The organism is Bacillus sp. JJ722 (assembly GCF_036963345.1).
Taxonomy (GTDB): Bacteria; Bacillota; Bacilli; order Bacillales; family DSM-1321; genus Bacillus_AD.
This window is the reverse complement of sequence record NZ_JBALMO010000112.1, coordinates 1-24,382: the sequence shown is the minus strand read 5'-3', so window position 1 is coordinate 24,382 and position 24,382 is coordinate 1. Positions and strand designations below refer to the sequence as shown.

Below are 24,382 nucleotides of genomic sequence, written 5' to 3'. Positions count from 1 at the left end.
CCTTACCTATCTGTATTAACAATGAACCTATCAATTGTATTATCTCTTGGTGTATAATAATACACGAGTGCGCATAGTTATACAACAAGGGATGGGAGTGGAGAAAATGAATATGATTTGTGAGTCAAATAATTTGGAGGATTATTTACTCGAATTAAATGAAGTTAATTATTCTAATCCAATTATTAAAACGAAAGCCGATGAACTTTTCAATCCATCTCAAACGGAAATTGATAAAGCTAAAGTAGCTTTTGAGTTTGTTCGTGATGAAATATTTCATTCTTGGGATATCCCAATCGAAACGAGTAACTTGTAAAGCTTCTGAAGTATTAGAGTTTAAAGAGGGAATTTGCTATACAAAATCACACCTACTAGCATCTTTATTGCGTTCACAGGGAATACCAACAGGTTTTTGTTATCAAAGATTGATGTTGTTTGATACTCCAGAAAAAGGGTATTGCATTCATGCTTTAAATGCTATCTTCATTAAATCACTTAATAAATGGATTAGGGTAGATGCTCGTGGAAATAAAAAGGGTATTGATGCCCAATTTTCAATTCAAGAGGAAAAATTAGCTTTTCCCATTAATGTAGAACTTGGTGAAAAGGATTACCCAGTTATCTATAATAAGCCTCATCCTAAAATTGTTGCTGTTTTAAAAGAACATACGAATGTATTAGAGATGTATGAATATCACTTACCAGAGAATTTGTAATTGTTCCACTATCAGGTGCGTTAGTGCAATAATAAGGATTAAATTAATCAAACTTTTTTATAAAGTTACATCTAAAAAGAGCTTCCTGACTTTGGAAGCTCTTTCGTTATTTATCGTTAAAAAATTCGTAGACTTTATTTAGTATTTCTTCTTTTGTTACAATTTTACTGTAATCTTCTAGTAGTTGTTCTAATTTTAGTTCTAACATTGCTTTTTTAGGTGAATTTTCTTGAATGTATTCCTGGAATTGTGTCATAGCATCTCTAAATAGTTTTGTTCGTCCGGATTTAAAGCTATATTCTTCAGCAATTTGATCCAGGTAATCAAAAACTTCTATTTCAGATATGAAATCTAAACCTTCCGTTGCTTGGCCACGAATAGAAGGGAAATCATTGCTTGGTACATACGATTCTAGGATGAAACTAGATAACTCATATGAACGGTATCCATCTTCTATATAATGAGATAAATTTCGTTTTGTTCCAATTGGTACTTTGAATGTTTGTCTTTTCGTTTCACTAGGTGTTAAAGGATTCGATTTATAATGCTCAATTATCATTTGGTAAACATCTCGAACTATGGCTGAACGACTAATAAACTCTGTTGAGTTTGCTTGTGAGATAAAATGATCTATTTGGCCGATTTCTTGATCGTTCATTCGAATAGGATATATTTCAACGTTTGTCATTCGTTCCTGAAGAGTTTCTAAAGATGTTGGCAATGAATATTTGTTAAATAAAAAGTCTCTAAATACTTTTTTGTTTTTTGAAGGTGGGATTAGTTCTTGATATTTTTCAATCATGCCTTTAGGGAAACTAAAACTATATAATTTCATGTCAACACTCCTTTAAATGAAATTATAACATATTTACACTTTTTAGTAAAATTGATGTATAATTAGAGTGTACTTAAAATATACAAAAATAGAATTCTTGTAGAAGGTCAAAAAAAGGTCATAAAAAGTCTTATTTCTGTAGCTAAAAACAAGATGTATGTTTAAAAAATGAGAATGTCTAGTTAGGGTTGTCTATTATAAAAATTTTACATTGAGGTTGAAAAAATGAAGATTGGATATGCTCGTGTTAGTTCAAAATACCAAAATTTAGAAAGATAGTTACAAGAATTAAAAAAACAAGGTTGTGATTATATTTTCCAAGAAAAAGAGAGTGGGAAAAATTTTGATCGACCTGTTTATCATGAATTAAAAAAGAAGCTTAGATTTGAGTTGTGATTTTGACGCATCAGGATATAGATCATATAGGCAGTCTTCCTGAAATATTGCAGAATTGTGGAAGTAATATTAAAGTTTATGCTTACGAACTAGATAAATCTTATATCCAGGGGGATTTACCTCTTTTGAAAGATGAGCACATAGAGAATCCACCGAAGGGAAAAGTGGATGATTCCTTGTGTAGTTTTATAAAAAAGATTGATCATTTATAATAAAGTTTGATTAAAAATAACCTCTTAGGGTAATATGCCTGTTGTATAGAACAAATAAAGTTGGAAACGTACAAAAAAAGTTGGAAATGAACATATAAAGTTGGAAAAATTTTGCGCTATTCAACCTTTATTAATATTACAGTATTCGCATTATTAGCATGCTTATAAAAAATAAGTACACATTTACAGTTCGCACGACAAAAAGCCATCTATCTGATTTTTCAGTAGATGGCTTTTTTATATGTGGATTGTATATTATTTGACTACGGCAAAGCAACTTACGATTTATGGAAATTAGTAAACCTTGGCATTTTACCCAGTACTAAAGGGAAGAAGGAATATTAATTACGCATTCAGGATGGCGTTCAAAATTTTCCTTTCAATTGCTTTCCCTCCACGCCTTACAGGAAATCCATAATATATAATTGTAGCTTTGAAATAAAGTAGCGACGAAATACCCCTTTAGATTATAGTGGTCTAAAGGGGTGTTTTTATGACTAAAAGAGCAAGAACATCATAAGTTGAGAAATGGATCAAAGAAGTTAAAGGCGCAGGTATTGGCTCAGAGTATAAACCTTGGTTAAACATTCAAGATGTTTTATCATTGGAATAAGTAATTTTGTAAATCTCCACTTATATCTTCGTAGTATAGTTAACAATATAGATATTTAAATTTTAATCCTGTAAGTATGTATAACACCGTCCATGTCCTATGGACGGTGTTATAGTAAAGTTGTTTAATTTCATGACCTCTTCAAACCTTTTTTGGAGAAAATTTTAAAAAAGTATTTTATTGTGAAGGTTATTGACTTAAATTCACTATTGATTTAGCGTATACACTGTAATCGGTAGTATCCAAATCTTATAAATTAGGAAATGAGTGTCAATGTATGGAGTTTAGAACATGAATTGGAAAAAAGAATATAAACGATGGCTTTCTTACGAACAGTTAGATTCAGAAATGATGGCATTGCTAGAGCAAGCAAAACATAATGTTAGTCTATTAGAAGATAGTTTTCATAAAACTTTAGATTTTGGTACAGCAGGTATGCGGGGAGAACTAGGTGCTGGTACTAATCGTCTGAACGTTTATACAATAAGGAAAGCTGCAGAAGGTCTCGCACGTTTTATTGAGAAACATGGTGAAGAGGCGAAACAGCGTGGTGTTGTCATCGCATACGATTCTCGCCATAAATCGCCTGAATTCGCTATAGAGGCAGCGCTTACATTAGGGGAGCATGGGATTGTAACTTATGTATTTGATAGTTTGAGACCAACACCAGAACTTTCGTTTGCCGTACGTTATTTGCAAACCTATAGTGGCATTGTAATTACTGCAAGCCATAATCCTGCGGAATACAATGGTTTTAAAGTTTATGGAGAAGATGGAGGACAATTACCGCCCCAGGCAGCGGATGAATTAATTGATTTCGTAAATAGTGTAGAAGACGAACTAACTATTGTAACAGGAATCCAAGATAAGTTGGTTAGGAACGGGTTACTCCGAATCATTAGCGAGGAAGTAGATAGGGAATATATTAAACAGCTAAAATCAGTTATATTAAATCCCGATTTTGTTGAAGAAAAGGGTAAAGATTTGAGGATTGTCTTTTCCCCACTTCATGGTGCAGCGAACATTCTTGTTCAAAAAAGCCTTGAAGAAGTAGGATTTCGCAATGTCATAATCGTCCGGGAGCAAGAGCAGCCAGATCCAAACTTCTCAACAATTGTTTCGCCAAACCCAGAAAGCGAGGCGGCTTTTGAAATTGCAATGAAATATGGAGAACAAAACAATGCAGATTTATTAATTGCAACGGACCCAGATGGTGATCGTGTAGGTGTTTCCGTTCGCAACAATGACGGGAAGTTTATTGTACTCACTGGTAATCAAACGGGTGCATTACTACTCGAATACTTGTTATCCCAAAAGAAGCAAAAAGGTATCCTATCCCAAAATGCTATAGTTTTAAAATCTATTGTTACATCAGAACTAGGACGGGAAATTTGTGCTGCATATGGTGTTACAATGACAGATGTATTAACAGGTTTTAAATTTATTGCTGAAAAAATACGTCAATATGAAGAATCAAAAAAATTTGATTTTCAAATGGGATATGAAGAAAGTTATGGCTATCTTATTCGTGATTTTGTTAGAGATAAAGATGCCATTCAAGCAGTATTGCTTATTAGTGAAGTAGCTGCTTATTATAAGGATCAGGGGAAAACATTATATGATGGTGTTTTAGAAATCTATAATAAGTATGGATTTTTTCATGAAGGACAAGTGTCCCTTTCCTTCAAAGGTATTGATGGAAATCGAAAAATACAATCAATCATGTCGTCTTTTAGACAAGATATCCCACAGTCTATTGGAGATATGCAGATAATTGGAATGGCAGATTATTATCAAGGTTCTTATATGGACTTAAAAAGTCAAAAAAGAGAAGCTATCTTTTTACCAAAGTCTAATGTATTAAAGTTCTTTTTAGAAGATGGTTCATGGTTTTGTGTTCGCCCTTCAGGTACTGAACCAAAAATTAAATTCTACTTTGATATTAGAGGAAAATCTATGGAAGAAAGTGAAAGCAAGTTTCATATCATAAAGGATTCTATTTTGAAAAGAGTGGCTTAATAGACTTGATTTGTTTTCTGATAAAACGATTTGAAGGACAGGGAGTTTTTATTACCTATTTTTCCACTGAACGACATGTTATAGGCGGCCTATTCCTCATGGGAATAGGCTGGAATAATTTAATGCTATGTATAAATGTCAAAGTTACATAGATGTATGTTTCTTAAAGTATGAATTTAAAATAAGTTAATACTCCTCAGCTTTTGGAGTTTTTTTGTTTGCAACAGATTGTTCATACCACATTTTAGTCGGTAGTATAGTTCTTAAAGGTACGCTCGTATTAATCTTAATTTTATTGAATAGAAGATCCATTGCCGTTTGGCCAAGATTGTCGAAAGGTATCTCGATACGAGTTAAAGGTGGATTCAAATAAGGTACTGTATTTGAATTTCCATAACCAGCTATTGATAAATCATCTGGAATTTCTAGTCCATTATCCAAAGCAAATTTGTAAGAACTAACTACTTTTGAATCATCAGTTGCAAAGATAGCTGTTGGCATTTTAGACATTGAAAGTAAGGGTTGCAATGATTTTTGGGCATCTTCAATAGTATAGCCTCCATCCATAATCCATGGGTCAATGAGAGGTAAATCATGGTCCCTAAGGCAGTCTTGATAACCATGCAGTCGATCGATAGAAACATTATATTGAAGTGGTGCATGAATACAGGCGATTTTTTCATGTCCTTGTTCGATTAAGTAAGTACACAAATTATAACTATCTTGATAGTTATCTGTATCAACAGAAAATATATTAGTATAATGTCCATCGATTTTTCCAATAACAACAACTGGTACATTGTATTTATCAAGTTCTATAAAAAATTCTTCATTTGATGGGGAACTTAGCATAACTATGCCTTTTATCATTTTCTCTTTAATTTTGTTAACACACTTATTTAGTGTGTCTGTAGAGTTTTTCGATGTTTGAAGAATAACATCGAAATTTTCCAATTCCGCGCGTTGTGAAATGATATGTATTATTTCAGAAAAGTAAGGGTTCTTAGTTGTTGTGCTAGTCGGTCGAGACAAAACCATGATGGCATCGAATGCTGTTGAAAGACCACGAGCTAGCTTGCTAGGTTGATAGTTTAATTCTTCAATAGCTTTAAGTACTCGTTGCCTAGCTATTTCTGACGTATTACCTTGATTATTTAATACTCGAGAAACTGTCGATTTTGAAACGTTTGCAATTTTTGCAATATCATAAATTGTATAGTTCATTTACTCACCTCTTTATTATATTATGATAATTTTAAACACTAAGGAATCATACGTGAAAATATTATACGGCTGGTTGAATCAATTTAGATTATAGGTGGGAATATTTATAAATGCAATACATAGCCATTAAGTAAAAAAGCCACTATTTCGTAACAATTTAGAAAATTGAAAGCGTTGACATTTAGATTATTCTGTATTATTCTTCAATTGTGGGAGCGGTACCAGCCAGAAATTTTAATAGATTACAAAACATTGATTTCACTTGTAACGCTTGAATTATCATACAACTACTTAATCATAAGGGGCGATTCCATGAAATTCAAAACGGTGTTAATTTCTGTACTTTTAATTACCAGTATTGTATTAACAGGCTGTGGTAAAGAGGAAAGTAAAAAAGGAGAAGGTGTAACGATTGAATTTATGCACTCTTCTGTTGAACAACAAAGATTGGAAGTTATTACTGATCTTATAAAGGAATTTGAAGAAGCAAATCCAAATATAAAAATTAAGCAAATACCAGTAGAGGAAGATTCATATAATACAAAAGTTATTACACTTGCAAGTTCGGGGAAATTACCCGCTGTGCTTGAGGTTGGTCAAGACTATGCAAAGGTAATGGACAAGGAACAGCTAATTGACAAAGATGCAGTTGGAAAGGTACTAGAAAGTTCTAATCCAGATAATTATTATGAAGGCGCTTTAAAATTAGTAAGATCAGAAGATGGAAAACAATTCACTGGCGTTCCAGTAAGTGGTTGGGTACAAGGTATTTGGTATAACAAAGAAATGCTTGCATCAAAGGGGTTTGATGAGCCACAAAGTTGGGATGATGTTCTAAAGATAGCAAAGGCATTTACTAATAAAGATAATAAAAAGTATGGAATTGCTTTACCAACTGCTGAGAGTGTTTTTACTGAGCAAGCATTTTCACAATTTGCTTTATCAAACAATGCAAATATATTAGATGCAGATGGTAAATTAACATTAAATACGCCAGAAATGAAAGAAGCACTTAGCTTTTATAAAGAACTTGGAAGCTTTACGATGCCGGGTTCCAACGATACAACTGAAGTTAAAGATGCATTTATGAATGGAACTGCACCTATGGCATTATATTCTACCTATATTTTACCTTCTGTTTTTGAAGAAGGTAATGCTACTAATATCGGATTTGCGATTCCAAATAAAGAGAAGAAAGCTGTATTTGGAACAGTTTCTGCTCTAACAATTTCTTCTGGTTTAGAAGATGATCAAAAGGCAGCAGCTGAAAAATTTATAGAATTTATGGCAAAGCCAGAAAATATGACAAAGTGGATTTTAATGTCTCCAGGTGGAGCACAGCCTGTAAACAAACAAGTACTTGAAAATGAAGAATACAAGGCAAATAAAGTTGTGAATGCATTCGGTGAATTATCAAATGAGATTGCAGAATCCTATAATGATATTGAAGTTTTTGGATTAGTAGATAATAAGAATTTCTTGAAAATGGGTGATATTTCTAGTACAGGTGCTATTCCAAAACTATTAAATGAAATTACAGTAGGCAAAAAGAAAATAGAAAGTGAAATAAAATCTGCTGAGGCTGAAATTAAATCAGTACTTAAATAAAAAATTCGATTCAAAGGAGCTGTCTCATAGAAATAGAATCAGTTACGATGAGACAATCCTTTGTATGGGTTTATAAAAATGTGGTGATTATTTTGCCCAAGTTCGATTAGGAGGCATTATGAAATTATTAAAGAAAGATACAAAAGATCTTAAACTAGCAATGCTATTACTTTTTCCAAGTATATTTCTAGTTTTACTGTTAGTTGTATACCCAATGATCTATAATGTCCAAATCTCATTTTTTGATCAGCCAATTAATCCAAGATTAGATTCTATATTTGTAGGTTTGCAAAATTATACTGATATTCTTACTGATCCGAGCTTTTATAAATCTCTTGGATTAACCGTACTTTATACAGCTATGACGGTTCTTGGTAGTACTATTTTAGGACTAGCTGTAGCAATTTTCTTTAATCGACCGTTTAAATTTAGAAAAACGGCTAGATCGTTAATTATCTTATCATATGTAACACCATCTATATCATTAATTTTTGCGTGGAAATACATGTTTAATAATGGTTATGGGGTTATTAACTATTTAACAGTGGATGTTCTTCATCTATTTGAAGAAGCACCACTTTGGTTTGATAATCCTGTTAGTAGTTTCTTTTTAGTAGTTATTTTTGGGATTTGGAGATATTTTCCTTACGCGTTCATTTCGTTTTTAGCTATATTGCAAACAGTTGATAAGACTCTATACGAAGCGGCAGAAATTGACGGGGCAAATGTTTGGAACAAATTTAAGATTGTAACGTTACCAGCTATTATGCCAGTTTTGGTTACAGTTATAACATTACGTTCAATTTGGATGTTTTACATGTTTACAGATGTGTATCTCTTAACAAGCAAAGTCGATATTTTAGGTATTTACTTGTATAAGACAGCATTTGCATTTAATGATCTTGGAAAAGCATCTGCTATTTCTGTAATTCTATTCATTATTTTATTAGTAGTCATTGTGTTATCAAGAAAGCGGGTGAAATTGGATGGCCAGCGTTAGTAGAAAGAAAACCAAACTGTTTAAATCAATTTTGTTCTATACTTCGTTGATTGGATTATTGTGTATTAGTTTATTTCCGTTTTTTATCATGCTTATGACATCATTTAAAACACCAAAGGAAGCGTTATCAACAAATCCGACTTTTTTTCCGAAAGATTGGACATTTCAACATTTTATAGATATTTTCAACCCGGATATTTTTCCGTACTTGTCCTATTTTAAAAATAGTTTATCAGTAGCACTAACTGCGGCTGCAATTGCAGTAATAATAGGGATACTAGGAGCTTATGCCCTATCGAAATTAAATTTTGTAGGGAGAGTAACAATAAATACAAGTTTCTATACAGTGTATATGTTCTCTGGCATCTTGTTAGTAGTTCCATTGTTTAAGATAATTTCCGGACTTGGTTTGTATGATACAAAAACATCATTGATAATTACCATGATTGTTCAAACAGTTCCTACAGCTATATTCATGTTGCAAAGTTATTTTGATACAATTCCGAAAGATCTTGAAGAAGCTGCGATGATTGATGGATTGAATCGTATTCAAACCATTTTCTATATCATTATACCTCTTTCGATATCAGGAATTATTTCAGTATTTGTATATTGCTTTATGGTTGCTTGGAATGATTACTTATTCGCTTCCATCTTTTTATCAGATTCAGCGAATTTTACCTTAACAGTGGGATTAAATACATTATTTAGTACTCCAGATTATGTTTGGGGAAGAATGATGGCTGCATCTCTGGTGACAGCATTACCAGTTGTAATCATGTATGCCATTACTGAACGTTTTATTAAAGGCGGCGTAACTGACGGTGGAGTTAAAGGATAACCTTAAAAATGAGAGGAAGTAATGAAATGAAAAAATTAATTGCGACTGAACCAAGAGTTGCTAATCTAGTTAATTATGAGGATCGTCAAGTAGAACAGCATGAAGTGAAAATCCAAGTGAAATTTGCTGCACCAAAGCATGGAACAGAAATTGTAGACTTCCGTGGGGTATCGCCTTTCATCGAGGAAGAATTCTCTGAGGAGTGGAAAATGTTCATGCCTCGTGAAAATGGGGCAAAACCAGGTATTGTATTTGGTGAATTTCAATTAGGTAATATGGTTGTTGGGAAGATTATCGAAAAAGGCGTTGATGTAACGGATCATGAATTAGGTGATACAGTCTGTACGTATGGTCCAATAATGGAAACGGTAATTGTTAACGGAGTAGATAACTATAAACTGAGAAAAATGCCAAACAGTGATAAATGGAAGAATGCTGTTTGTTACGATCCGGCACAATTTGCAATGGGTGGAGTGCGTGACGCAAATGTTCGTGCAGGAGATTACGTAGTGGTAGTTGGTTTAGGTGCAATTGGGCAAATCGCTATACAACTAGCGAAAAAAGCAGGTGCAAGTATTGTAATAGGTGTTGATCCAATTAGTAAACGAAGAGATATTGCACTTCGTAATGGTGCTGATTACTGCTTAGATCCAATGACATGTGATGTTGGTTTGGAAATTAAGAAAGTTACAAATAAAATGGGGGCGGATTCCATTATTGAAACGAGTGGACATGACTCGGCGCTACAATCTGCATTAAGAGGAATCGCATATGGAGGTATTATATCTTTTGTCGCGTTCGCTAAGCCATATAATTCTCTAAATCTTGGAAGAGAAGCACACTTTAATAATGCGAAAATTGTATTCTCAAGAGCATCGAGTGAACCAAATCCAGATTATCCGAGATGGAACCGTAAACGTATTGAGGATACTTGCTGGGAGCTATTAATGAATGGTTACTTAAATTGTGAAGATATTATTGAACCAATTGTATCATTTGAGTCCAGTGCTGAAGCGTATATGGAATACGTGGATAAGAAACCAGAACTAAGCATTAAAATGGGGATTACATATTAATAAAAGAAACTCGGATTAAATATGAAATATATGATTCTATCATGGAGGGTAATACAATGAAAATAGGAACTCAAAATCAAGCATTCTTTCCACAGAATATAAAAGAGAAATTTCAATATTTAAAAAATAAAGGTATAGATGGCATTGAATTGGATGGGAAATTCCTAGTTGATCATGTAGAAGAAATTAAGGAAGCTATAGCTGAGACTGGAGTGAAAGTGACAACTGCTTGTGGTGGATATGATGGTTGGATTGGTGATTTTATCGAAGAAAGACGTCTAAATGGGCTTGATGATATTGCAAAAATATTAAAAGCACTTCAAGAAGTTGGAGGTAAAGGTATTGTTGTTCCAGCTGCGTGGGGAATGTTTACTTTTCGCTTACCTCCAATGCAATCGCCAAGAAGTTTAGCTGGAGATTTTAAAATGGTAAGTGATTCATTAGTATATTTAGATAAATTAGCAGCGGAAACTAGTACTAGCATCTTATTAGAACCACTGAATAGATATCAAGATCACATGATTAATACACTAGCAGATGCGCGTAAGTATATTGATGAAAATAATCTTAAACATTGTAAAATTACTGCGGATTTTTATCATATGAATATTGAAGAGGATGATATTTCAAAATCATTACATGATAATCGCGATGTGATTGGCCATATTCATGTAGCTGATAATCACAGATATCAACCAGGAAGTGGAAGGATTGACTTTCAAAAACACTTTAATCAGTTAAAAAAAGATGGATATGAAGGATATATTGTTTTTGAAGGTAGACTTCGTGGTGAAGATGCTGAACAAGCATTTTTAGAAGGCATAAATCATATTAAAGAATCTTTAAAATAAGCGAGGAACAAGAATGACTACGAAAAGAGTAGCAATCATAGGTGCTGGCCAAGTTGCCGAGAAAGTTCATGTTTCTTATTACCAGACTCGTAAAGAGATAGAAATAGTAGCTGTTGTTGATTTAAATAAAGAAAAAGCAAAAGATTTTGCAAATCGGAATAATATCGAGAGATATTATTCCGATCCAAAGGAAATGTATGAGAAAGAAAAACCGGATATGGTTAGTATTTGTACACCAAATAAGTTTCACTATGATAATGTGATGTTAGCTCTTGAGTATGGTTGTCATGTTATGTGTGAAAAGCCACCGGCTATTTCTGCGCGTGATGCGTGGGAAATGAATGTAACTGCAAAAAAGAAAAACAGCATTTTGGCATACGATTTTCATCATCGATATGCAGATGATGTAAGAATATTAAAAGAGAAAATAGATGAAGGCATTCTTGGAGATGTATATGTTGTAAAAGTACAGGCACTACGTCGCTGTGGAATCCCCGGTTGGGGAAGTTTTACAAATAAGGATATACAAGGCGGCGGACCATTGATTGATTTAGGAATCCATATGTTGGATGCTGCGATGTATGTTTTAGGATATCCTAAGGTAAAATCTGTACATGCAAAGCAATATCAAATGATTGGTAGGAAGAAAAATGAAGGTGTTTTTGGTAAATGGGATCCTGAAAAGTTTGAAGTAGAAGATTCATTATTTGGATTTATAGAGTTTGAAAACGGCGGCTTGATTCAATTAGAAACATCATTTGCTTTGAACATGAAAGAAACATCTATAATGAATGTCGAATTCTTTGGTGATCGTGCAGGTGCTACTTTATTTCCAACTGAAATTTACACAGATGAAAAAGGAGAATTAGTTTATCTTTACAAGCGGGAAGTATCAGATCCAAATCGCCATACGAAAAGTATGGGAGCATTTGTAGATAAGTGTCTTGGAGAATCGGTAATGATTGCAGATGGAGAGCAAGGATATCAAATCCAAAAGCTAGTTGAGGCATTGTATAATTCCGCTAATAAAGGTAACACAATTATACTATGAAGGTACAGATTTTAAGTGAACATAAATTTGATTTGCATTTTATAAATAAATTCGCAACTTTAATGACTCTAGGAAATGGTTATCTAGGAACTAGAGCTGCACATGAGGAAGCTTATACCCTTCAAACAAGAGGAATGTATGTTGCAGGCATTTATAATAAATTTCATGTTAATGATACATCAGATCTTGTTAATTTACCAGATATGATCGGCATGCAAATAATGATTGATGGTGAATATTTTAGTTTACTAGATGGTGAAATTTTGGATTACAAAAGGGATTTAAACTTACAAAACGGGGAGTTAAAGCGTGAGGTTACATGGAAAAATAATAAAGGTTCACGGTACACTTTTGTTTTTCAGCGATTTGCTTCAAAGTTTAACCGTCATCTATTTGCTATGAAATTATCAGTTATTAGTCTAGATAAAGACTCAGAAATTAGCATTACTACAGGAATTGATGCTCAACAATCTAATTTTGGAAAGCAGCATATTGTAGAAGAGAAAGTAATGGTTTTTGATGAGAAAATAATGCAGGGTATATATTCAACTACTGAATCAAAGCAGGTGATTGCAATTGCAACAACTGTAAAAGCTCCAAAAGAAAGCCACATCAACTTTAATGCGAAGAACCGACAAATTATGACAAACATAAATGGCACTTTGGAGCAAAGAAAGAAGGTTCAGTTTGAAAAGTACGGAGTAGTATATACTTCTCTAGATAATGATTTAGATGGAATGCTTCCTGAAAATGCTAGCCTTGAAGCAATTCAAGAAAATTCAAAAGCAAGTTACGATGAGCTTCTAGATCAAAGTACTAACGAGTGGAAGGTGTTTTGGGAAACGAAGAGAATTTCTGTTCAATCTCAACAGGAATTTGATCAAATAGCATTGGATTTTGCCCTTTATCATTTAGAAATAATGACGCCTACTCATGATGAGCGTTTTAGCGTGGGAGCGAAAGGACTGACAGGTGAGGGATATAAAGGCCATGTATTCTGGGATACAGAAATCTTTATATTACCCTTCCATTTACTAAATGATTCGGAAACGGCAAGAAATTTACTACGTTATCGATATTTACATCTTGAGCAGGCAAAAGAAAAAGCGCTACAAAATGGGTATAAAGGTGCTTTGTTTCCATGGGAAAGTGCATTTACTGGTCGGGAAGAAACGCCGGAATTCGCAGCGATTAATATAAGAACAGGTAAAAGACAGAAAGTAGCATCAGCAATAGCAGAACATCATATTGTGGCAGATATTGCTTTTGCAACGGTTCAATATTATCTAGTTACAAAGGATGACGCCTTTATGAAAAATGAAGGAGTCACTTTACTGAAGGAAACAGCTCTTTTCTGGCTGAGTCGAGCTAAGATGGTAGGTAATAAGTACATAATTAATGATGTAATAGGTCCTGATGAATATACGGAGCATATCGATAATAATGCTTTTACAAATTATATGGCTTATAACAATGTAAAACAGGCTCTCTATTATATGAATTATTTTAATATGATGGACGAAAAATTTGAACAGCGAGGGCAGAACTTTTTAAACAATCTATATTTACCAAAGCCAAATGAGAACGGTATTATTCCGCAGGATGATACATTTTTAAAGAAACCAACAATTGACTTAACAAAATATAAAAAAGCACAGGGGAGCCAAGGGATTCTATTAGATTATTCCCGTGCAGAAGTGAATGAAATGCAGATTTTAAAACAAGCAGATGTAGTCATGCTGTTGTATTTGTTCCCGAATCTTTTCGACAAGGCTCTTGTTGCTGAAAATTTACATTATTATGAAAAACATACGATTCATGATTCTTCGCTAAGTAAGGCAATTCATTCTATCGTTGCTGCAAGATGTAATGATATTGAAGAAGCTTATCAGTTATTTACAGAAGCGTGCTTGATTGATCTTGGTACAAATCCGCATTCATCAGATGAAGGAATTCATGCTGCATCACTAGGAGCTATCTGGTTAGCTACCGTATTTGGTTTCGCAAATGTATCGATTAATGAAGAGGGATTATCTTTAAACCCGCAGTTACCAAATAAGTGGTGTGAAGTATCATTACCAATTCAATTCCAAGGTCATCAGCTAAAGGTAACAATTACACATAATCGAATTGAAGTACGCAAGGAAACGGAAGGGACTCTTTCTATTCAAATTTTTGGTACTCATTATTTTATAGAAGATCAAATAGAAATAAGTTATTGATTTTGTTTTCCCAATAATCAAGCAAGTCTATCAGTTCAAGAAAAATAAAGGATGAATATTTTGAATAAACAAATATTATTACAAAAAATAAATCTGAAGCTTCAAGAAATATATGATAAAGAATATAAAGAAGAGTTTTTGGTAGCGTTTAATAGGTTAATCACATATTGGGAGGAGAAAGGTTCTAAAAATATAGCCTCTTTATCAGAGAAGAATTCCTATTTAATCACATATGGTGATAGCTTTTACGAGGAGAACAAGCCAAATTTAGAAACCTTGCGGACATTCTTATCAAAGTTTGTTAAAGACTCAATAACAGATGTACATTTACTTCCTATGTTTCCTTATACATCGGATGATGGTTTCTCTGTAGTCGATTATCGTAAAATCAACCCACAATTAGGGGAATGGGAGCAGATTGAAGAACTTGCTAGAGATTATCGCTTAATGTTTGATTTTGTAGCAAACCATGTATCAAAATCGAGTGAGTGGTTTCAAGGTTATTTGTTAGATGAGCCGGAATATAAGGAATATTTTATTCCAAGTGTAGGTGGTTTTGATTCAACTCAAGTCGTACGCCCAAGAACATCCCCATTATTTCATCAATATCTGACGAAAAAAGGGGAGAAGTCTGCTTGGTCAACATTTAGTGAAGATCAAGTTGATGTGAACTTTAAGCATTTCCCAGTGCTGTTGGAAATGACAGATATCTTAATTTGGTATGCTGATAAAGGTGCAACTAGCATTCGTTTAGATGCTATAGGGTTTATATGGAAAGAATCGGGTAGTAGTTGTATTCATTTACCCCAGGCACATGCGATTATTCAGCTATGGAATATGGTACTTGATTACTTAAAACCAAATACTCAAATAATAACTGAAACTAATGTACCTCATAAAGAAAATGTTAGCTACTTCGGTGATGGTACGAACGAAGCTCACATGGTGTATCAGTTTTCTTTACCGCCATTAGTTTTACATACATTTACTACTCATAACTCTCAAAAGATTTCTGCATGGGCTAAAACGATTGATAAAGTTTCAGATACGGCTACTTATTTTAATTTTTTATCAAGTCATGATGGAATTGGTATGCGCCCAACTGAAAGTATTTTATCTGATGAAGAAAGACAAATGCTTATTAACAAAGTAGTAGAAAATGGTGGAAGAATATCATATAAAACAAATCCGGATGGAAGCCAATCCGTTTATGAGATGAATATTAATTATAATGACGCATTAATTAACAAGGATGAGGATCTGACTGAAGAACAACAGATTCGTAAAATCCTTGCCGCACATTCTATTCTTTTCTCAGTAATTGGAGTTCCTGCTATTTATTATCATAGTCTTCTTGGTTCAAGAAATGATTACATGGGTCTTGAACAATCAGGAATTAAACGAAGAATTAATCGTGAGAAATTAGAATTTAATAAGATAAAAGAGGAATTAGAGCACCATCCTAGAAGAAAAGCTATTTTTGAAGGTATGATTTCTTTATTGAATATACGTAGTAAGAAAACGGCATTTTCACCTTTTGCTTCACAAACAATTTTAGATTTAAGTGATAAGGTTTTTGCATTGAAAAGAGAGTATGAGAAGACGAATGAATCTATTATTTTTGTAGTGAATGTTGATAATAATACGACTGAAATGGATACAGATATCAGTGGAATAGATATTATCACAGGAAGAAAAATAGATAAGAAAATCATACTTCAACCATATGAGTACATTTGGATAGAAGAAAAGACAATTGAGAATAACTAATTAGCATTATTGACGGTGGGAGGCTTATAGTCTCCCATTCTTTCATCAAAGGCATTTATTTTAATTAAAGAGATTTTGGTTATTAAAAATTGTGAGGTGAATCAAATGAATATTGTAGTGGCTGCTGATTCGTTTAAAGGATCTCTATCTTCGCTTCAAGTGGGGCAGGAAGTTAAGAGGGGAATTGTGAATTCTGGTGTAAATGCAAATGTAGAAATAGTAGGGGTTGCTGATGGTGGGGAAGGGACAGTTGAAGTATTGCTTCATGCAAATAAAGGGGAAAAAATAAAGATAAATGTCCATGATCCATTAATGAATGAAACGGAAGCCTCATATGCCATCTTACACATTGACGGTGAAGAGTATGTTGTAATCGAGAGTGCACAAAGCACAGGATTAGATCTAGTTCCAATCCATCTTAGAAATCCATTAAATACAAATAGCTTTGGATTTGGCGAAATTATTAAAGATGCTATTTCTAAGGGATATCGTAAATTTTTACTTTCATTAGGAGGAAGTGCTACAAATGATGGTGGAACTGGAATGCTCCAAGCATTAGGATGGAGGTTCTTTGATGTAAAAGGCGAATTAATAGGAAATATCGGAAACCCATTAATAAAAATGGAAAATTTTGATGATTCAAATGCAATGTGTGAGTTGAAGGATTGCACATTTACAGTAATGAGCGATGTTACTAATCCATTTTACGGTAATCAAGGTGCTGTGCAAGTTTTCTCTAGTCAAAAAGGTGCAACAGCTAACCAAATGCTTATTCTAGAAAAAGCAATGATTAAATTTGCTAAATTAATTAAAGATAGATATGACAGAGAAGTACAGGAAATTCAAGGTGCAGGTGCAGCAGGTGGTTTAGGAGGAGCTTTAGCCTGTATTTTGTCAGCAAATATTCAACCTGGAATTGATCTTATTATCAAAATGGTTGGCTTAGAAGACAAAATAAAAGCTGCTGATTTAGTTATTACAGGTGAGGGTAGTCTTGATGGACAGTCTATTATGGGGAAGGTACCTGTAGGGGTTGGAAAGCTCGCAAAAAAGCATCACAAAGTAGTAATTGGAATTGCTGGACGCATTGATACAGAATTACAAGAATTAAATAAGTATCTTGATTCAGTTTTTTCTATCCAGACAGAATGTCGAAATTTAAAGGATGCTATGTCTTATGAAGTTTCTTCGAAGCAAATACGAGTAGTTTCCGAACAGATTATTAGGTTAGCGAAAGCAATGAAATATTAAAAGAAGTGGGGATATTATGAAACCAAAGGCATTTATATTTGACTTAGATGGAGTATTGACTGACACAGCTCATTTGCATTTTATTGCCTGGAAAAATATATCAGAAAAAATGGGATTGAAATTTTGTGAAGAAGTAAATGAACAATTAAAAGGGGTAAGTAGAATACGTTCATTAGAAATTATTTTAGAAGTTAATCAATGTCGAGAATCTTATACACAAAAGGAGATAGAAGCATATGCAACTGAAAAAAATAATGAATACATACGATTAATTAAACAAATAACACCCAAAGATGTCCTGGATGGTATTTTAGATTTTATTAATGAAGCAAAAGATAATGGAATAAAGCTTGCTGTTGCATCTGCTAGTAAAAATGCATTATCTGTACTTCAGGCACTAGATGTTGAACATTACTTCGATTATATTGCAGATGCTAATCGAATACAGTACTCAAAACCACATCCTGAAGTTTTTCTGGATTGTTGTAAAAATCTAGGGGTAGAACCGGAAGAATGTATCGGATTTGAAGATGCTCAGGCAGGAATTGAAGCTTTAAAGACTGCTGGTATATTTTCAGTTGGAATAAACGTTAATGTTGTAACAGAAAAACCGGATTACGTACTTCAAACCACTAGTGAATTAAATTATAAAAAAGTAATTGAGAGATATATAGAAAATTATTCCGAAGAAGCAAATAACTTCATATAGGAAGGCGAAGAATAATCCTCGTCAAGTAAATGGAAAAATTATATAAGTTAAGGCCTGTTCACGATATAATACAAAAAGGTTTATACTGTTTTTTAGAGTAATGCTTTGAAAAGATCTACAGGAATAATATAAGGTATATTGTATAATCCAGACTATTATCATAACAATGAAAGTAGAAATAAATCTGAAAAAATCACTATTGGGTTACACGGAGATAACAATAAAGCTGTTTAAAAAATCTAAGTTTTATTCCACAATCGTGCCTAATTACGAAAGATTCATTATATTTCCTTATTGTAGATAAGATCAAAAGCCCAGATTAAACAACTATATTTTAACCCCGTCCTAAATTTAAAACGAGGTTTTGCTTATTTGAGTTTGTATTTTAAATAACTTTATTGTCAATTTACATAATTAATCTTGATTGAAAACATTATTAAGAGCTGACGATTAGTTACTGTTTACGATGCGGCTATAAGATTAATTACAAACATATAATGAAAGTAATTGTTTTATTCCCTTTTTATGAATAACCAAGTATCTTAGAATAACGGTACTTCAAGAGGTAAAGATAGAGCGATAACAGTTTCTGGACTTGTTAGAAAATTAGATTGACTTACTCAACTTCCATAAAAATATAGATCTAAATGTCTGAAAGACTAAAGATTTGTTCAATACATGTGCTAGTGAATTTCTTTAATAAACATAGATGTTGGTGGTGTTTTTAAATATGAAGAGAGAAAAGACTTATTATTTTCAGATGGGACAATCGATTTTGATAAACTGTTAGCATTGACTTGCCCTAAGTTTATAGAAGAAATTAATGGAGATTTAGACATGCCTATGTCAGCATTTGCATTTTTAAAAATCAAGCTGGTAACCGATAGCACCAGCTTGTAATATTATTCATTTTTTCCCCATTTTGTATATATATAATTCTATTAAATTTAATTAATACTTTTATGACATTATGGCATCATTACAAAAGCAACAAGACGCCACCACTCACCATCTCCAAGCTTACTAGTGAGTTCAAGGTCAACTTGCTTTCCTGCAGCACTTCCGTCAAGATCAAAGCTTAACCATTTGAATTGACCAGGTTTTAACTCTCCGCCTGAATCAGCTAATAATTTGTTGTCTAAATGGATACTGGTATTTGGTGACGAATAAACAGAATCACCAGTTAGGAAATAAACTCTGTGGGTTCCAGCTGGAACGGATAATCTAAAAATACTTAGTTTCTCCCGTGATACAATCAAATCACGCAGTAATGGATCAGGTGTACCTCTATCTCTGTAGGAAGGTGATTTTCCAACCCATCCGTAACCTATTGCGGCATCCCATGCATCTTTCTCAGTTAATTTTTTATAGTTTGAAAAGATAGGGGTTGTGGCACCACCACCGTCAAGTGCAAGCAAGGCTGTATCACTAGATGGTGCTGAGACCACATGAACATCTCGTGGCGGTCCAAATACAGAAATGTTGCCTGGTTTCACAGTCACCTCAACCTTTAATTTTTCTGCAACTGGTGCTGATTCAGGGGTAGTTATCATTACATTAACTGTAGTAGAGGATAATGGTTCAAGAACTACCTGAACACTTTCGCTCGACCATCCTTTAGGAACCGGAATGCTTACATTTACTTTTACCTTTTTTGTTGTACCATTATTTAAAGATACCGAAACAGGGCTTGGTTGTCCTGCGATCATGGTTTTTGTCTCAATGCCTGTAATATCAATTCCACCACTTCGCATTGCTCCAGCCTTTCCGTTATTTACAACAAATGAACCAAGAGTAACGGCAACAGTATCAGGATTATTTGCTGAGGAAACAACGCGATAATCCGATTGCCAGGACTTATGTGTCACATGACAGCGTACATAGCCACGATGATCTCCATCAAAAAATTTAACATGTGGATTTACAGAAAGAGCTGCTTCCACTTGATTCTTCCAGCCGCAACCAGAACTGATGGACGTCCCAACGAACTCGGTTGCCAATGTTGTAGAATTAGGGTTCCTGAAATCTTCTTTCAAATCATTTACCCAGCTTGAGTGCCAATCACCACTTAGCACAATTGGATTTGGGGGTTTATTTTCTTTAATGAAATTTAAGATAATGTCTCGATTAGCAGAATAACCATCCCATTGGTCATGGTTGACGCTAATCCCTTCTCCAGGATCATAGTCATATTGAGCCATCATGGTTTGTTGTGCGATAACATTCCATTTTGCTCGTGAATTGGCAAGATTATCGAGTAGCCATTGCTCTTGTACAGAGCCCATCATTGTTCGGCTAGGGTTAGACGCCTCCGGATCGAGTGGGCCGCCCGGGAACCCTTTTCCTACTTGATTATCCCGGTATTGTCGAGTATCTAACACACTGAACTCTACTAAATTACCAAAGGTGAACTTCCTGTAAAGAAGCATATCTGGACCGTTTGGTTTTGATCTGCGTCTTAAAGGCATATGCTCATAATAGGCTTGGAAACCTGCAGCACGTACTTTAAGGAAGCGATCACGCTCACCTTCTGGATAATTCGGGTCAGAAATATCATTAGCCCAATCATTATCGATTTCATGGTCATCAAATGTAACGATGAAGGGAAATTTTGCATGTGCAGCTTGCAAATCTGGTGATGTTTTATATTGTGCATGAAGAAGTCGATAATCTGCTAGTGTTTCTGTATCTCCTTTTTCATAAATATAATCTCCAAGATGGAGGACAAAATCAAGATCCTCCTCTACCATGTTTTTGTAGGCAGCATAACGGCCTTCAACCCAAGCCTGACAGGAAGCAATAGCAAATGATAGATTATTTAAATTTGCATTGTATCTTGGAGCTGTCTTTGTTCTACCAATCTGACTAATCATATTACCGACTTTGAATCGATAATAGTATTCTGTTTCTGGCTTTAGCCCAAATACTTCAGCATGGATAGAATGTCCAAGCTCAGGGCCTGCAACTTCAGTTCCACTTTGAATAATATTCTTAAAGTTTTCGTTTTGGGATATTTCCCATTGAACGGGAACGTATTTTTTTCCCATACCACCGTTCCCATCCTCAGCAAGCGGATTAAGTGCAAGTCTAGTCCATAGCACTACGCTATCTGGAAGTGGGTCACCTGAAGCCACACCTAGGGTAAATGGATTATCTGTAAATTGTGGTGCTGCTTCAACATTTTCAGGTTTTATCATAATAGAAGGAATTGAAAGACCAACTAGTGTTGCGAATGATGATTTACCGGTAGTTTTAAGAAAACTTTTGCGATCCATTTTCTTAGATATCAATTCATTTGACCATTTTTCAAAATCCAACGTAATCCTCTCCTCGTAAATAAAAATATTTTCTGAGTTCTTTACATTAATGGGAATAATCGAATCGACCTTAAATAAAATGAAAACATAACATTCGCACAAAATATCTTAAAAAGTACTTTAAGTGGTTTTAAGTACAGCTTCTTTAATTTGTAATTTGCTATTGAATTTGAGTAATGTTATTCCTTCATGATTTGGTCTTATCGATATGTTGTCCATTCTAATCAAAGTATGTAAACGTTATATTGAAATTCTGTTAATATAAGGTAAATGTAAGAATTTAGTAAAATAGAATTAATTATTTCTTAAAATATTAAGGACTAAAGTCTTTTTAATAGCAGTGAAAAATTACTAGATTTAAATTTAGTATAAATATCCATTATTTTTTACCTATAGGTAAGTAAAATGGAAGGAGGATAAGAACGCCCATTGGTGTAGACTATTGTTTAATTTAGGTACTATAGGTAAAGTATAGTTAAAAAGGGCCTATAAATTATGGAGAAGAAAACGTTTCATAAGCGTTGGTGGGGTGTCGCGTTAATAGCTTTAATTGGAGTTGTTATACTCGGAACAATATTAGAGCCAAGCGAAAAGGAAAAGGCGAAGGAAATTAAAGAAGATAAACCGAGCAGTTCTGTTACAACGACAAAGCTGCGGAAAGTGAACCTAAAGAAGTTAAAGCGGAGCCAGCCGAAAGTGCCAGGTTTAAGTATTACTTTAATTGAACGTGGTCAAATGAGTAGTACAGAAAATTACGGATTACTAGAGGTAGGAAGCGATAAGAATGTAGATAAGGATTCTATTTTTTGTGCGTGTTCTATTAGCAAGTTCTTAACAGGAATGCTATCGGGTGCATTACTTCAATATTAAGAGCTGTGATCAGCTCTTTTTTTGTTATTCCACAAACGTGGCAGTTTAGCACAATTAGAATGGAGGTCTTGATAACCTTAATGTCGAAAAGAATGTATAAACCGTATAAAACACAAGGAGAGGTACTTTGAAAAAAATTAGAGAAGCAACAAAAGAGGATATGATAGAAATTTATAAGATGGGCTATGATGTTTGGGGAGATAATCTGCCATTTGAAGAATATATAACTATGTGCCAGGATTCCAATAAGTATAAAAAGGGAAAGTGGTACGTTCTTGAAGCAACAGAAACAAAGCAACTATTAAGCTCCCTCATCGTATATGAACTAAATCTTTCTGAAGACCAAATTGTAAAAGGGATTGGTTCAATCGCTACTCCTTTATATTTAAGAAAAAATGGATATGCTTCTTTATTGGTCAAAGAAACGATAATTAAATTAGAACAGGAAGAAAACTGTAACAACTTTTTCCTTTATAGTGACATTGGGATAAAATTTTACAAAGGATTAGGTTTTATTGTACTACCTAATGATAGTCAAAAATATAAAGACAGTTGTTGTATGTATTACTCAAAAGAAAATGATATCGACTCCATATCACTTGATATCCCCGATTACTTTTGAAGCACTTCCTTATTGAAGTAACGGGTGCAAGAGCTGAAAATCAAGGCTGCTATTAAGTAGTCTTTTTTGTTATTGAGCTAAAGATGCAGTTTAGTGGAAGAAAGAATACAGGAGAAATAGAACAACAAATAGAACTAGTTATATAGAAAAAAGGAGGGATTTTTTGGCTGATTTTCAAATGATTAAGTTAGATAGCAAAATCCTTGAAGGAAGGGGGAGTTATTGTCTAAGAAGTAAAAAAATAAGCTTGGATACATAAACAAAAATAAGTGGTTAAACGAAAGATTCGAGGAAGGTTTAAGGTATATTCAATTAATAGAAAATAAAAAAACAAGTAGGTTATATTGAATATACTGATGCTGAGTTTTCCTCTAGGGTAGTTCACGCTGATAATTACTTGGTAATCCATTGTCTATGGGTAAGTGAAACTAGAAAAGGATACGGTACTAAACTGATTAATTAATGTCTTCAAGATGCAAAAAGATATTCTAAGCAAGGTGTAGTAGTGGTGACTAATCCTGAAACATCTTGGACACCTAGTAAGGATATCTTTATTAAGAATCAGTTTAAATTAGTAGATACAGCACCTTTTAATTTTGAATTACTTGTTTATCAGTTTGAAAATAGCACAATATTACCTTTCTTTCCTACTAATTGGGATGAAAGAGTTAATAAATTCAACGACCTAACTATACTACGCTCTTTTCAATGCCCTTACGTAGAAGTCACAACTGAAAATATAATTATGGGTGCAAATAAATTAGGTGTTGATGCCAAAATAATTGATATAAAAAACAGAGAAGAATTAATGGAGTTATCCCCAACTCCCTATGGAATATTTTCAGTCATTTTCAAAGGGAAACTTATCTCATTTCATAGATTAACGGTTCATTCAGTAATAAAGCGGTTGAAGGAACATATGTAACAATGAGATTTTGGACGTGTTACGCTTAAACAATCGGGTGCAAGAGCTTAAGGTCAAGACTTTTTCGTTATGCCATTAACGGGAGGATGGTTAGATAGCTAAAAACACCAAATTATTGCAAATTTGTAAAAAATATATTATTTAAGGTGGAGTAATTAATGGAGTTATATCAAGCTACAATTGAGGATTTAGAAGGCGTATCAAATTTATTTAATTTGTATCGGATGTTTTATCGACAAGAATCTGATTTAGAA

18 protein-coding genes and 3 pseudogenes are annotated in these 24,382 nt (G+C 33.7%); 17 read left to right on the top strand and 4 right to left on the bottom strand.

Annotated features, from left to right (window positions below):
• Positions 1-106: 106 nt before the first annotated feature.
• Positions 107-716, top strand: a pseudogene (locus tag V7014_RS14895) (transglutaminase-like domain-containing protein).
• Between the two features lie 106 nt (positions 717-822).
• Here V7014_RS14895 and V7014_RS14890 read toward each other — a convergent pair.
• On the bottom strand, positions 823-1,551 hold the full coding sequence (locus V7014_RS14890; protein ID WP_335508224.1) for a hypothetical protein: 729 nt from the start codon (positions 1,549-1,551) through the stop codon (positions 823-825).
• A gap of 389 nt (positions 1,552-1,940) precedes the next feature.
• Between V7014_RS14890 and V7014_RS14885 the strand changes: the two are divergent.
• From V7014_RS14885 to V7014_RS14875, 3 genes and pseudogenes are all read left to right on the top strand, one after another.
• A pseudogene (locus tag V7014_RS14885) lies at positions 1,941-2,126 on the top strand (MBL fold metallo-hydrolase); the annotation flags it as partial.
• Positions 2,127-2,652: 526 nt separating this feature from the next.
• Positions 2,653-2,766: pseudogene (locus V7014_RS14880) on the top strand (transposase); the annotation flags it as partial.
• 297 nt (positions 2,767-3,063) lie between these two features.
• Entirely contained in the window at positions 3,064-4,791 is a 1,728-nt protein-coding gene (locus tag V7014_RS14875) for a phospho-sugar mutase (protein ID WP_335508223.1), read from the top strand.
• A gap of 186 nt (positions 4,792-4,977) precedes the next feature.
• On the opposite strand, the gene V7014_RS14870 is transcribed toward V7014_RS14875, so the two are convergent.
• A complete protein-coding gene (locus V7014_RS14870; protein ID WP_335508222.1) occupies positions 4,978-6,015 on the bottom strand; it encodes a LacI family DNA-binding transcriptional regulator in 1,038 nt (345 codons plus the stop codon).
• Positions 6,016-6,327: 312 nt separating this feature from the next.
• Here V7014_RS14870 and V7014_RS14865 point away from each other — a divergent pair, with 312 nt between their 5' ends.
• The 10 genes from V7014_RS14865 to pgmB all read left to right on the top strand — a co-directional run bounded on the left by V7014_RS14865 (position 6,328) and on the right by pgmB (position 18,394).
• Positions 6,328-7,623: an ABC transporter substrate-binding protein gene (locus V7014_RS14865; protein WP_335508221.1), complete on the top strand. Its 1,296-nt coding sequence runs from the start codon at positions 6,328-6,330 to the stop codon at positions 7,621-7,623.
• 118 nt (positions 7,624-7,741) lie between these two features.
• Entirely contained in the window at positions 7,742-8,623 is an 882-nt protein-coding gene (locus V7014_RS14860) for a carbohydrate ABC transporter permease (RefSeq protein WP_335508220.1), read from the top strand.
• Positions 8,610-9,464: a carbohydrate ABC transporter permease gene (locus V7014_RS14855; protein ID WP_335508219.1), complete on the top strand. Its 855-nt coding sequence runs from the start codon at positions 8,610-8,612 to the stop codon at positions 9,462-9,464. The genes V7014_RS14860 and V7014_RS14855 overlap by 14 nt, the downstream gene beginning before the upstream one ends.
• 26 nt (positions 9,465-9,490) lie before the next feature.
• Positions 9,491-10,540, top strand: a complete 1,050-nt coding sequence (locus V7014_RS14850) for a zinc-dependent alcohol dehydrogenase (protein WP_335508218.1) — start codon at positions 9,491-9,493, stop codon at positions 10,538-10,540.
• A gap of 56 nt (positions 10,541-10,596) precedes the next feature.
• The gene (locus V7014_RS14845) at positions 10,597-11,391 is read left to right on the top strand and encodes a sugar phosphate isomerase/epimerase family protein (RefSeq protein ID WP_335508217.1); all 795 of its coding nucleotides are present in this window, start codon (positions 10,597-10,599) and stop codon (positions 11,389-11,391) included.
• A gap of 13 nt (positions 11,392-11,404) precedes the next feature.
• Positions 11,405-12,442, top strand: coding sequence for a Gfo/Idh/MocA family protein (locus V7014_RS14840; RefSeq protein WP_335508216.1), 1,038 nt, complete (start codon positions 11,405-11,407; stop codon positions 12,440-12,442).
• Positions 12,439-14,664: a glycoside hydrolase family 65 protein gene (locus tag V7014_RS14835; protein ID WP_335508215.1), complete on the top strand. Its 2,226-nt coding sequence runs from the start codon at positions 12,439-12,441 to the stop codon at positions 14,662-14,664. Before V7014_RS14840 ends, V7014_RS14835 begins: the two co-directional genes overlap by 4 nt.
• A gap of 60 nt (positions 14,665-14,724) precedes the next feature.
• Positions 14,725-16,434 carry a sugar phosphorylase gene (locus tag V7014_RS14830; protein WP_335508214.1) on the top strand — a complete coding sequence of 570 codons (1,710 nt, stop codon included), beginning with the start codon at positions 14,725-14,727 and terminating at the stop codon, positions 16,432-16,434.
• 105 nt (positions 16,435-16,539) lie between these two features.
• Positions 16,540-17,685: a glycerate kinase family protein gene (locus V7014_RS14825; RefSeq protein WP_335508213.1), complete on the top strand. Its 1,146-nt coding sequence runs from the start codon at positions 16,540-16,542 to the stop codon at positions 17,683-17,685.
• Positions 17,686-17,701: 16 nt separating this feature from the next.
• Complete coding sequence (gene pgmB, locus V7014_RS14820; RefSeq protein WP_335508212.1) at positions 17,702-18,394, top strand: beta-phosphoglucomutase; 693 nt, start codon at positions 17,702-17,704, stop codon at positions 18,392-18,394.
• 683 nt (positions 18,395-19,077) lie between these two features.
• Here pgmB and V7014_RS14815 read toward each other — a convergent pair.
• Both V7014_RS14815 and V7014_RS14810 read right to left on the bottom strand, forming a co-directional pair.
• A complete protein-coding gene (locus tag V7014_RS14815) occupies positions 19,078-19,284 on the bottom strand; it encodes a hypothetical protein (RefSeq protein WP_335508211.1) in 207 nt (68 codons plus the stop codon).
• A 78-nt stretch (positions 19,285-19,362) separates the two neighbouring features.
• Positions 19,363-21,711, bottom strand: a complete 2,349-nt coding sequence (locus tag V7014_RS14810) for an alkaline phosphatase D family protein (RefSeq protein ID WP_335508210.1) — start codon at positions 21,709-21,711, stop codon at positions 19,363-19,365.
• A 495-nt stretch (positions 21,712-22,206) separates the two neighbouring features.
• On the opposite strand from V7014_RS14810, the gene V7014_RS14805 reads away from it, so the two are divergent.
• The 3 genes from V7014_RS14805 to V7014_RS14795 all read left to right on the top strand — a co-directional run bounded on the left by V7014_RS14805 (position 22,207) and on the right by V7014_RS14795 (position 24,128).
• Complete coding sequence (locus tag V7014_RS14805; protein ID WP_335508209.1) at positions 22,207-22,581, top strand: serine hydrolase; 375 nt, start codon at positions 22,207-22,209, stop codon at positions 22,579-22,581.
• Between the two features lie 127 nt (positions 22,582-22,708).
• Positions 22,709-23,203 (top strand): GNAT family N-acetyltransferase, encoded by a 495-nt coding sequence (locus V7014_RS14800; RefSeq protein WP_335508208.1) that lies wholly within the window; start codon positions 22,709-22,711, stop codon positions 23,201-23,203.
• A 508-nt stretch (positions 23,204-23,711) separates the two neighbouring features.
• Positions 23,712-24,128, top strand: coding sequence for a hypothetical protein (locus tag V7014_RS14795; RefSeq protein WP_335508207.1), 417 nt, complete (start codon positions 23,712-23,714; stop codon positions 24,126-24,128).
• The last annotated feature ends 254 nt before the right edge of the window (positions 24,129-24,382 follow it).

Excerpts from the sequence above, each read along its gene's own strand:
- V7014_RS14890 (WP_335508224.1), bottom strand. The coding sequence starts at position 1,551 with ATGAAATTATATAGTTTTAGTTTCCCTAAAGGCATGATTGAAAAATAT.
- V7014_RS14875 (WP_335508223.1), top strand. The coding sequence starts at position 3,064 with ATGAATTGGAAAAAAGAATATAAACGATGGCTTTCTTACGAACAGTTA.
- V7014_RS14870 (WP_335508222.1), bottom strand. The coding sequence starts at position 6,015 with ATGAACTATACAATTTATGATATTGCAAAAATTGCAAACGTTTCAAAA.
- V7014_RS14865 (WP_335508221.1), top strand. The coding sequence starts at position 6,328 with ATGAAATTCAAAACGGTGTTAATTTCTGTACTTTTAATTACCAGTATT.
- V7014_RS14860 (WP_335508220.1), top strand. The coding sequence starts at position 7,742 with ATGAAATTATTAAAGAAAGATACAAAAGATCTTAAACTAGCAATGCTA.
- V7014_RS14855 (WP_335508219.1), top strand. The coding sequence starts at position 8,610 with ATGGCCAGCGTTAGTAGAAAGAAAACCAAACTGTTTAAATCAATTTTG.
- V7014_RS14850 (WP_335508218.1), top strand. The coding sequence starts at position 9,491 with ATGAAAAAATTAATTGCGACTGAACCAAGAGTTGCTAATCTAGTTAAT.
- V7014_RS14845 (WP_335508217.1), top strand. The coding sequence starts at position 10,597 with ATGAAAATAGGAACTCAAAATCAAGCATTCTTTCCACAGAATATAAAA.
- V7014_RS14840 (WP_335508216.1), top strand. The coding sequence starts at position 11,405 with ATGACTACGAAAAGAGTAGCAATCATAGGTGCTGGCCAAGTTGCCGAG.
- V7014_RS14835 (WP_335508215.1), top strand. The coding sequence starts at position 12,439 with ATGAAGGTACAGATTTTAAGTGAACATAAATTTGATTTGCATTTTATA.
- V7014_RS14825 (WP_335508213.1), top strand. The coding sequence starts at position 16,540 with ATGAATATTGTAGTGGCTGCTGATTCGTTTAAAGGATCTCTATCTTCG.
- pgmB (WP_335508212.1), top strand. The coding sequence starts at position 17,702 with ATGAAACCAAAGGCATTTATATTTGACTTAGATGGAGTATTGACTGAC.
- V7014_RS14805 (WP_335508209.1), top strand. The coding sequence starts at position 22,207 with ATGGAGAAGAAAACGTTTCATAAGCGTTGGTGGGGTGTCGCGTTAATA.